The organism is Aeromonas sp. HMWF015 (genome assembly GCF_963878965.1).
GTDB lineage: Bacteria > Pseudomonadota > Gammaproteobacteria > Enterobacterales > Aeromonadaceae > Aeromonas > Aeromonas veronii.
Genome location: NZ_CAWNZT010000164.1, coordinates 8,494 through 13,398, shown reverse-complemented (window position 1 = coordinate 13,398; position 4,905 = coordinate 8,494). Strand labels below are relative to the sequence as shown.

The 4,905-nt window shown below is 58.9% G+C and carries 3 protein-coding genes; all 3 read right to left on the bottom strand.

Annotated features, from left to right (window positions below; genetic code table 11):
- The coding region (locus AACS18_RS08465) for a sigma 54-interacting transcriptional regulator (protein WP_108612182.1) at positions 1–1,922 on the bottom strand (1,922 nt) is incomplete at its 3' end.
- A gap of 416 nt (positions 1,923–2,338) precedes the next feature.
- On the bottom strand, positions 2,339–2,638 hold the full coding sequence (locus AACS18_RS08460) for a hypothetical protein (protein ID WP_339373247.1): 300 nt from the start codon (positions 2,636–2,638) through the stop codon (positions 2,339–2,341).
- 196 nt (positions 2,639–2,834) lie between these two features.
- The coding region (gene fdhF, locus AACS18_RS08455) for a formate dehydrogenase subunit alpha (RefSeq protein WP_108612180.1) at positions 2,835–4,905 on the bottom strand (2,071 nt) is incomplete at its 5' end.

Here is a 4,905-nt window from a genome sequence, read left to right as displayed (position 1 = left end):
TCATAGACCAGGGTCTCAATCTTGTGGTAACCCTTGAGGGGCATCAGCTCATCAGGCGAGAGGTTGAGCACATGGCCGCGGGTCATCACCACGGCGCGCTCGATGACGTTCTCCAGCTCGCGGATATTGCCGTACCAGGGCAGTGACACCAGCATCTTCATGGCATCGGCGGGGATCGAGGTGATGGTGCGGCGCATCCGCTTGGCAATCTTCTTGATAAAGAAATTGACCAGCAGCGGAATATCCTCGCGCCGCTCGCGCAGGGGCGGCAGCTCGATGGGAAAGACGTTGAGCCGGTAGTAGAGATCGCTTCTGAAACGCTTGTTCTTGACCATGGAGAGCAGATCGCAGTTGGTGGCGGCCACCAGCCGCACATCCACTGCTATGGGGTTGCTGTTGCCCACCCGCTCCAGCTCGTGCTCCTGCAATACCCGCAAGAGTTTGGGCTGCAAGTCCAGCGGCATATCCCCCACTTCGTCGAGGAACAGGGTGCCCTTGTGGGCCCGCTCGAAGCGGCCGATGCGCTGGGTCAGGGCGCCGGTAAAGGCCCCCTTCTCGTGGCCAAACAAGTCGCTCTCGATAAGGCCGGTCGGGATGGCGGCGCAGTTCACCTTCACCATCTCGTGGTCGTGGCGGGCACTCAGGGTGTGAATGGCCTGGGCGATCAGCTCCTTGCCGGTGCCGGTCTCGCCGAGGATCAGCACGGTACTGTCGCTCTCGGCCACCAGCCGCACCTTCTCCAGCACACTCTCCATCACCGCGCTCTGGTAGATGATGTGGGGGAACTCCCCCTGCATCTGCGGCTCGTTGATGCGAATGGTCTTCTCTTTGGCGCCGTTGGTGTTGGAGATCTCCTGCTGCGCCTGCACGTTGTTCATGGCAATGGCTGTGCGCGCCGCCACCTGCTCCAGCAAGGAGATATCGATATCGGCAAAGAAGTCGGCGTTGGGGTGCGAGAGGATCAACACCCCCAGCAGGTTGCCCCGATAGCGCAGCGGCAAAATGCAGGAGCTGTCGGCCTCGGGGGGCAGGATCTGGGAGGTAAACCGGCAGCGATTGCTGCAGCCGTGGCCGTGTTCGCGATAGACGAAAAACGGCTCGCTATGGCCAAGGGCCCCCTGCAGGCACTTCTTTTCGAAACAGGAGTGGTCGATGATGCCCGGTTGATCGCTCTGGTGCTGATTGACCAGATAGCTCTTGAAGCTGTCGGAAGTGGCGTTGTACTCCGCCAGACACAAGCTGCTGATGCCGAAGTGGTGGTGCAGGATGGCAAACAGGCTCTTGGGCAGCTCGGCGATGCGCACTAATTTAATCACTGCATTGGTCACATCCACCAGAATTTTGCAGCTGTCGCGCTCAAGGCGCAGGGAGTTGGCCTGCTCCAGAGTGCGCTCCTTGTCGAGCACGTTCTCCAGCGCAATGGCGATAATGGCCGCCAGCTGGGTCAGCTTGGCCAGCGTCTCCATGGTGAAGCTGTCGAGCTGGGTGTTGATAAACTCGACCCCGCCAAGGTGGCTGCGGGCGGTGGTGATGGGGAGCTGGCAGTAGGAGCGCAGCCCCCCGTAGACCCCTTCGCGATCCAGCGCCGGGCAGCGATTCTCAAAGCGGGCGGCAGCGAGAATGATGGCCTGTTCCGGGGTCTCTTTGGTCGGACGGGGGGAGAGGTGCAGCTCTGCCTTGGGGCAGACAAGATGCTTTGGGCCGGAATGTCCCATGAAGTAGAAGATGGCCTCCTCGTCCGCACCCATGTTGAGGATCAGGTTGACCCGGGTTACGCCGCCGAAGCTGGCATCTATCTTGTTGAGTTTGTGGATAAAATCATCGAGCGTCACGGCCGACAGGAGGGATTTGGAGAGCAGGAGGAAACCGTCGTCCCAGATGGGAGAGATCTCGTCCAGGGGGATGGCACTCACATTTAGCATTGCGGCCTCACGTTATATCGATTTAGTCACCAGTCAGGCTGTCCATGCCATCGCATCACGACAAGCACTCGTCACCAAAATAAATAGCCGCAGCCCGTAAAAGCGGCTGCCAATAAGAAAAGCGGTGACGAAAATTGTCGCATGTTGCAATTCCAGAGTTGTTATTAACGAACGACAACAAAAAGTAACATCGTTATCGGGGGATATATTGGAATGGCGACTCATCATAGATGAGCTCAAATTTCATTACAATCCGATTTAATATATCTGATGGCCATATTTAACCGGTTATTTCATCAGTTCTTGATCTCAATTAAGGCGCCCGAACAGTGGGCCGCCGTCAACTGTCAGATCTGCCTCTCCTCTTCGCTGACTACGGGTTTCGAAATGGGGTTTGCAACCCATCCCTCGGCAATTTATGAAATGATGATCCGGCTATGGCAGCACTTCAGGCCACCGAAGATAAAGAGGGCCGACAGGCTCTGGAAGGCCATCAGTAGCCAGCTGGCGTTGTCGGCAAGCTCGGTGGTGACGCTCTGGTGAGTGAGGTAGACCAGCAGGGTGATCACCCCCAGCAGCAGACAGTTGATCAAGGTGGTGGAGATAAACCCGATCAGCCAGGCACTGGAAATACTCAAGGCGGAAAATACGCTGCCCATGGCGAGCCGTGCTGCCATAAAACAGCCGAAAAAACCGAAGCCGAGCAGAAATATCATCTCGTCGCGCCAAATATAGCAACCTATTCCCAGCAATATCGCCGCCAGATAGGTGCCAATATAGAAAATTCCGAATAAGCGACCAATTTCATGTTGCATCATTTATCCCCTGTTTTTGGGTAATAAAAGGGTGCCCGACTCGATAAATCCGAGTCGGGTTCCCTTATTTGTGCAGAACGTCCTTTTTTAGGGCGGGTCAGCCTTTGGCTGCGCTGCGCAATTTCGCCTTGAGCGCGCTGTATTCAGTCTGGACGTACACTTCCGCCTCAGGCTGATTGTCGATGCGCTCAATTTTCACCGCGCAGTACTTGTACTCCGGCGTGTGGGAGACGGGATCGACGTGCTCGATGGTGAGCTCGTTACAGGCCCCGATCCACCACTGGTAGGTCATGTAGACCACCCCGGCGTTGACCCGGTCGTTGTAGTTGGCCCGGGTGATCACCTTGCCACGGCGCGACGAGATCCAGACCAGCGCCTGATCCTTCACCCCAAGCTTTTTGGCATCGCTCGGGTGGATCTGCACATAGCCCGGCTCATCGGCCAGGGTCTGCAGCGCCGAACAGTTGCCGGTCATGGAGCGGCAGGAGTAGTGACCCACCTCGCGCACGGTGGAGAGCACCAGCGGGTACTCGGCACAGGGCTGCTCCAGCGGCGGCCGCCACTCGGAGGCGATCAGCTGACCCTTGCCGCTCGGGGTGGTGAACACATTCCCCTCGAACAGAGTGCTGGTGCCCGGGTGATCCTCGGTCGGACAGGGCCACTGCACGCTCTTGAGATCGGCCATCTTGTCGTAGCTGACCCCGGCATAGAGCGGGCAGAGCGCACGCATCTCGTCCCAGATCTCTTCGGTGTTGTGGTACTCCATGGGATAACCCATGGCGGTCGCCATCAACGAGAAGATCGCCCAGTCCGGTTTCACGTTCTCAGGGGGAGTGACCGCCTTGTAGAAGCGCTGGAAGCCGCGATCCGCCGAGCTGTAGACCCCTTCGTGCTCGCCCCAGCTGGTGGCGGGCAGAATGACGTCGGCCATCTCGGCGGTCTGGGTCATGAAGATATCCTGCACGATCACCAGCTCCATCCCCGCCAGGGTACGGCGGAACTGACCCAAGTCAGCTTCGGTCTGCGCCGGATCTTCACCAAAGATGTAGAACGCCTTGCACTTGCCCTCCTCCACCTTGTGGCCAAGCTCCGTCAGGCGATAGCCGGGTTTCTGGGAGAGCGATTCCACGCCCCACGCCTTGGCGAACTTGGCGCTGATGGCGGGATCGGCCACCGACTGATAACCCGGGAACTGATGCGGCAGCATCCCCATGTCACAGGTGCCCTGCACGTTGTTCTGACCACGTACCGGCCCGCAGCCGGTACCACGGCGACCGAAGTTGCCGGTCAGCAGCGCCAGACCCGCGAGCCCCTTGACCACGTCCACCGCCTGACCGTACTGGGTCACCCCCATGCCCCACAGGATCATGGAAGCAGGCGACTCGGCATAGGTGCGAATGGCGGCGCGGATATCGGCGGCTTTGAGGCCAGTGATCCCCTCCACATATTCCGGGGTGTACTTGGCCACCGTCGCCTTGAAGGTCTCAAACCCTTCGGTGTAGTTGGCGACAAAGGCCTTGTTGTAGAGCCCTTCATTGATCAACACGTTGGCGAAGGCGTTAACCAGCGCCATGTTGGAACCGTTTTTGAGCGGCAGCCACTGATCGGCGATGCGGGCGGTCTCCACCATACGGGGATCGCACACAATCACCTTGGCCCCGTTTGCCTTCGCCTTGAGGATATGGCGGGCGACGATGGGGTGAGAGTCAGCAGCGTTGTAACCAAACACCAGCAGGCACTTGGTCTCTTGAATTTCGGGAATGGCGTTGCTCATGGCGCCGTTACCTACAGTTGTCTCCAGACCGGAGACTGAGGGTGCGTGTCACACCCTCGCGCAGTGGTCGACGTTGTTCGTCCCAATCACCGCACGGGCAAATTTCTGCATCACATAGTTGGCTTCATTGCCGGGGCCACGGGCAGAGCCGGTGGTCATGATGGCGTCCGGGCCATATTTCGCCTTGATGGCAGAGAGACGGCTGCTGGCGAACTCGATCGCCTCATCCCAGGAGACTGCCTCGAACTTGCCACCACGCTCGCGGCGGATCATCGGGCTCTTGAGACGGGGGGTCAGCAGGTTGGTGTCGTTCAGGAAATCCCAACCGTAATAGCCCTTGAGGCAGAGCTGCCCCTCGTTGGTCCGGCCGTTGGCGCCTTCGGCCCCCACCACC

Bases quoted from the DNA above. Each gene is read 5' to 3' on its own strand.
- AACS18_RS08460 (WP_339373247.1), bottom strand. From the start codon at position 2,638: ATGATATTTCTGCTCGGCTTCGGTTTTTTCGGCTGTTTTATGGCAGCA.